At 64.0% G+C, this 6,000-nt stretch carries 4 protein-coding genes; 2 read left to right on the forward strand and 2 right to left on the reverse strand.

The window, feature by feature from the left end:
- Positions 1-87 precede the first annotated feature (87 nt).
- Together pepD and PLU72_13380 are read left to right on the forward strand one after the other, a co-directional pair.
- Positions 88-1,647, forward strand: coding sequence for a beta-Ala-His dipeptidase (gene pepD / locus PLU72_13375; protein ID HOT29170.1), 1,560 nt, complete (start codon positions 88-90; stop codon positions 1,645-1,647).
- Positions 1,648-1,745: 98 nt separating this feature from the next.
- Positions 1,746-4,778, forward strand: a complete 3,033-nt coding sequence (locus tag PLU72_13380) for an Ig-like domain-containing protein (GenBank protein ID HOT29171.1) — start codon at positions 1,746-1,748, stop codon at positions 4,776-4,778.
- On the opposite strand, the gene PLU72_13385 is transcribed toward PLU72_13380, so the two are convergent.
- Positions 4,775-5,632 (reverse strand): ankyrin repeat domain-containing protein, encoded by an 858-nt coding sequence (locus PLU72_13385; GenBank protein HOT29172.1) that lies wholly within the window; start codon positions 5,630-5,632, stop codon positions 4,775-4,777. The genes PLU72_13380 and PLU72_13385 overlap by 4 nt on opposite strands.
- Before the next feature lie 159 nt (positions 5,633-5,791).
- Complete coding sequence (locus PLU72_13390) at positions 5,792-5,950, reverse strand: hypothetical protein (GenBank protein HOT29173.1); 159 nt, start codon at positions 5,948-5,950, stop codon at positions 5,792-5,794.
- Positions 5,951-6,000: the final 50 nt, after the last annotated feature.

The raw sequence follows: 6,000 nt of genomic DNA on the forward strand, positions 1-6,000 counted from the left end.
ACGCTGCGAAGAAATATGCATCAACCCATTCCGCCGGACGGCGTTCGATGGTACCATCGGGGAAAACACCCCCCCCCGGAGAGACGTATGAAGAGTCCCCTTCGATTGAGAAACGACTTCCTGGTCCTCGTGCTGGCGCTGTTCATGATCGTCTCACCCTGTGGGGCGGAGGCCGCCGAAACGGCCTGCCCCGAGCCCCTTCGGTCCGGCCCTGCCGGCGGAATCTGGCAGGCGTTCTGGGATATCAGCGCGTTTCCACGCCTTTCCAAGCACGAAGGCCCTCTCCGCGAGTATCTGACGTCCGAGGCCGGTCGCCTCGGCCTCGAGGCCAGGGCCGACCAGGCCGGAAACCTTCTCGTCATCATGCCCGCCGCCGCCGGCCGCGAAAGCGAGCCGGCCACCGTTCTGCACGCGCATCTCGACATGGTCGGCGATCGCATTCCCGAAAGCCGGCATGACTTCACGCGCGATCCGATCGTGCCGGTCGTTTCGGGCGAGTGGGTCACGGCGAACGGCACGACGCTCGGTGCCGACAACGGCATCGGCGTGGCGGCGCTCCTCGACATCATGCGCGGTTCCGTCACCGATCACGGCCGTCTCGAACTCCTCTTCACCGTCGACGAGGAAGGCGATTTCTCGGGCGTCTACGGCCTTACTCCCGCATCGTTCGAGGGGCGTCGGCTGATCAACCTCGACAGCGAGACCGAGGGCGAGCTGAACATCGGCTGCGCGGGCGGCCGGGCGGACCGCGCCGTCATCCCGTGGAGCCGCAAGCCGGCCGGCGGCTCCGAGGTGCAGGCGATACGCGTCGTCATCGGGGCGCTGCGCGGTGGCCACTCGGGCGTCGACATCAACCGCGGCCGGGCCAACGCCATCCGGCTCGCCGGCCGTCTCCTCAAAACCGTCGCCTCCGTGGTGCCGGTGCGTCTGATCTCGATCCGCGGCGGAAGCATCGATACGACGATCCCGCGCGACGTGACCCTCGACGCCGCGGTGCCGACGAAGCACCTGCCGATCCTGGCCGAGATGCTCCCGATGCTCGAAAAACGCCTGAGACGCGAGTACGCCGCGGGCGATCCCGCGCTCGAGCTCCGGGTCATCCCGATTCTGGGCGCCGTTCCCGACGCCCTGTCCGTCAACGACACCCGCCGGTTCACCGAGTTCATCCTGGACCTGCCGTGCGGCGTTCAGCAGATGAGCAGCCAGTTCCCCGGTCTCGTCGAAACTTCGGCGAACCCGGGCGTCATCTCGACGGCGACAGACTCCGTCGTCCTGATTTCCCACCTCCAGAGCTCCAGTCTGCGCGCCATCGCCGAGCTCGGGGAAAAACTCCGTCAGATCGTCGCCCGCATCGGCGGCACCGTCGAAGCCGGCGTTCCGTATCCCCAGTGGCAGACGAGCCCCGACGCGCCGCTCGTGAAAAAAGTATGCGCTATATATAGCGGCCTGGGCGGCTCCGCGATGCGGCTCAACGTCGTTCACGCGGGACTCGAGTGCGGGGCCGTCGCGGAACTGATTCCTGGAATGGAGATGGTTTCCTTCGGGCCGACGATCGAGAACGCGCATACGCCGAGCGAGCGCGTGAAGATCGACAGCGTCGAACGGTTTCGCAAACTGATCGCCCTTCTGCTGAGGGAACGCCTCTGAGCGATTCGCAGGAGCGCGCAACGAGCGGGGAACGGGTCACCGAGCCCCTGCTTCGCTTCGCCGTCCCGCTTCTCCTGCTCGGCGGCCTCCTGCTTCTCGTGGCGGCGGGCTGCCGTGTCAGCGGCGGCGGGGAGCCTTCGGGCGGACCGTCGGCCGCGGAGACCGGCCAGGGGATCCTGTTCGGCCGGGTGCTGGCGAACGAGGCCCTGGTGAACGCGTCGGTGCTTGCCGTCGATGAAGGATTGGTGCCCGTTCCCGGTGCCGAGGTGTGGATCGAGGGCCTCCCGTTTTTCCCCCACGCGGTGACGAATGCGTCCGGGGAATATATATTTGAACATATTCCATTGGGTAGCCATCGGCTGGTGGCGTCGTTCACGAGCCGCCTGACGGGGAAATCCCTGAAATGCCGCTCCGGCGCTCTGGCCGTGGCTGCGGGACAGCCGGCCGAGTTCCCGGCGATGAGCCTGCTTGCGGCGACGAAGATCGTCTCGGGGGTCCTGCGCGATGCCTCCGGTACTCCTTTCCCTGCCGGCGTGAAACTGGTCGTCTGGGGAGAAATCGTCACGACGCTGGCCAGCGGGGTCTTCTCGAGCCCGCCCCTTCCGACGGCGGAAACCCTGACCGATCTTTCGGTCCTGTCGACGTCGGCATCGACCTCGCCGACATCCCGTCCGGCCAGTTCGACCGTCACGGTGCCGCTCGTTCCGCGCGGAACGGCCCAGCAGATCGATGTGACGATCCCCGTGACGCCGGGCGAAATCGTGCTGAACCATCCGCCGGTGGTCCGGCTGACGGTCCCGAAAACGACGCTTCTCCCGGGAGAGCGGATCACCTGCACCGCCGCCGCGACCGATCCCGACCCCGAAGACCAGGCAAAGCCGATGTCCGTCTCGTGGGCCGCCTCCGGCGGGACGATCGTGAAAACCGCCACCGACGCATTCGCAGCGGACTTCACGGCGCCCCTGTCGACGGGAACGGCGACGATAGCGGTCTCGGTGGCCGATGCACGTGGAGCGACGAGCACCACCTCGCTGCGTCTCGCCGTTTCCGAAACCCAGGAGGGAAACGCTTCCGATACGGAGGACGACCTCACGCCGCCCACCGCCGTCCTGACTTCCACCGCCGGTTCCGTCGCGAACGCGGCGTTCCCGGTGACGATCGCCTTCAGCGAAGACGTCGTCGGGTTCGATCTCTCCAAGCTGACGATCGGGAACGGGACGGCGATCAACCTCCAGCAGATAACGGCAAACCGGGTCTACTCCTGCACGGTTGTTCCGCTCGTGTCCGGCCTCGTCACCGTCGATCTCGCGGCCGGCAAGGTCGTCGATGCCGCGGGGAATCCGAATCTCGCGGCTGTGCGACTCACCAAAAGTTACGGCACGGATGCCCCGACCGTCGTCCTCTCCTCCACCGCGCCGCAGACGACAAACGACGTGATCCCGCTCACGGTCACCTTCAGCGAGGAGGTCACCGGCTTCTATCTTTCGAAGCTGACCGTGAAGAACGGGGTCGCGAGCGACCGGCGAATGACGGTTTCCAATCGTGTCTTCACCTGCATCATCACACCCGCCACGACCGGAACCGTCACCGTCGATCTCGCTGCAGACAAGGTGTTCGACGCATCCGGCACCGGAAACATCGCCGCCGCGCAGTTCGTCCGGATGTACGATGCTCGTCCGGCCGTCACTCTCTCGACGACGGCATCGGCAACGACGAACGCGCCGATTCCTCTGGTCGTGACCTTCAGCGAAAAAGTCTACGGCTTCGATCTCACGAAGCTCACCATCGCGAACGGAACGGCGGAATATCTTCGGACGCTCGAGGAAAATCGCGTCTTTTCCTGCATCGTCATGCCGGTCACGAACGGAAGTGTCACGATCGATCTGGCGGCAGGGAAGGTCGTCGACAGCGCGGGAAATGCGAATACGGCGGCGAAGCAGCTTTTCAGGATGTTCGACGACATCCGGCCCACGGTGGCGCTCACGTCACTTTCTCCCTATGCGACGAATGCAACGTTCTCCGTCACGATCACGTTCAGCGAAGATGTAACCGGCTTCAATCTGACGAAGCTCACGCTCGAAAACGCCGTCGCGGGCGACTTCCAGACGACAACGCCGAACCGCGTCTACTCCTGCACCATCTACCCCCTCGTATCCGGAGATGTCACGGTCAACCTGTTCGAGAACAGCGTGATCGATGCCGGGGGAAACGGGAATATCACTGCCACGCAGCTCACCCGCTTCTTCGACAACATCCCACCGGACAATCAGGATACGGTTCTGTCGAGAAATCTGATCGTCCGGGGCAGCGAACCCGTCGCGATCCTTTCCAGCGGTGACGCCTACAACACCGTCTGGCTGGCTCCGCACGGCACGACGACGTTCTCGGAGAGCCAGAGCATGACGAGTGTCTATGGGGAGGCGACGAGCATTCCGGCTCCCGCTCTCGAGGGAACCTATCGACTGTTCATCCGGGATTTCGCCGGAAACGTGTCGTCGGCGTCGACGGCCGTCGTCCAGGTCGACAACACGGCGCCGACGAATCAAAACGCGGTCCTGGCGGCCAACGCATGGGTTCGCCCGGGACTTCCGGTCGCGATCGAATCGAGCGGCGACACCGGAAACACGATCTGGCTTGCGCCCTACGGCACGATGCTGTTCTATCCGGCGGCCAACATGACCAATGCCAGCGGTACCGCGGTCTCCATCACCGCCCCTCTCACGGAAGGAAATTATAGAATATATGTCATCGATGGTGTTGGAAACGTTTCCCAGCCGTCGGCCGCGCAAGTGGTCGTCGACGCCATCCCGCCGTCCTTCTCACCGACGTATCCCCAGGCCGCCAATGTGACGATGGCGGCGGCCGACATGCTGGTGAAACTGACCGAGGACGGATATGTGTATTTCAAACACTATACATCGGCGCAACCGGTCATGACGGCCGCGGGCCTCAAGGCGGCAGGAGAGACGTTTCCCCAGTCCGGCGGCGTCGAGGGAGCCATCAATCTCCTGAATCTCGCCCCGGGCACGATATACTACGCCTACTTCGCGATCGAGGATAATGCGGGAAATCTCAACCCGAACGTCGTCGCTCTGACGTTCGAAACGAGCACCTTCGGCTACGGGAATTAGCGTCGCCGACGCGATGTTTCGGGAAAGGCTTCGGGAAGCAGCGGTGCGTTTTCCGCCGGCGGGTTCATCCAGGCGGGCTTGGTGAACGTTCTCGACGGATACTCCATGAAGAGGGTCCGGAGTTCGATGTTGCCGCTTCCCCGCGCGATGTCGGCGGATGAGTGCCCGTATCCTTCTGTTTTCTGCGGGTCGGCGCCCGCTTCGAGCAGATACTGTGCGCATTTCGGATGCCCCCGGTGGGTCGCCGCATGGAGCGGGGTCCAGCCGTGGATCCGTTCGGCATTCGGGTCGAGGCGCATGATCAGAAGCCGCTTCACCCACTCGTCGAGACCGCTCTCGGCGGCGCAATACAGGGCCGTGTAGCCGTTGTTGTCGACGGCCTTGATGTCCGCTCCGGCATCGACGAGCGCTTTTGCGGCATCACCCTGCTTCCTGGCGAGCGCCACGAGAAGGGCGGTGCGGCCGTCGTTCGTCCTGCTTTCGATATTCGCGCCTTTCGAGAGGAGAAGGGAGACCGTTTTCTTGTGCCCGGCGCCCGCGGCGAGGATCAAAGGGGTGTTTCCGTCGTTGTCGCGGGCGTCGACGACCGCGCCCCGCTGGAGATACACCTCGACGAGGTCGCTCAATCCGGCTTCCGCCGCGAGATGCAGGGCGGTGCGTCCGTTGGCGTAGGCGTGATGCAGGCTTGAATGTGGGGAAAGTTCCACCCGGTAGGGGGGCGACGATTCCGTGCGGGAGACGCCCTCAGGGGGCGAACCTAATTCCCGCGAGCCCGTGAGATACAGCTGGGAAAGGACGTAGGCGCCACCGATGACCAGCAGCAGCGCACTCGTATGATCGGTTTGTCGTGCCATGATGCGTCGATTCTACCATGCCCCGGCATAGCATGACACTCTCACGATCACCTGGCCGTCATCATGGGCGGGGCGGGTTTCAAACCCGCCCCTACGGCGTGTGAGATCGGCCGTCGAGATGTAGCGGCGCATCGCGATGCGCCCGGGGAACACTCAGGATTACTGGAGGGAGCCGGCTTCCTTTTGGCGGAAAATGCAGGCTTCGGGCCTGCAGGGAGCTTTCAGGATGGTGAACCGGGAGCAGCGTTTGCATTCCTGCTGGTGATGAATCGTGAACTGTTCATGTTTCATCTCGAGCTTCTCCTTCCTGGTTGTCATCGTGCGGACATCTCTCCTTCTATACATCGGCATAATCGCCGATCCCGACC

Source organism: Candidatus Ozemobacteraceae bacterium, assembly GCA_035373905.1.
Classification (GTDB): domain Bacteria; phylum Muiribacteriota; class Ozemobacteria; order Ozemobacterales; family Ozemobacteraceae; genus MWAR01.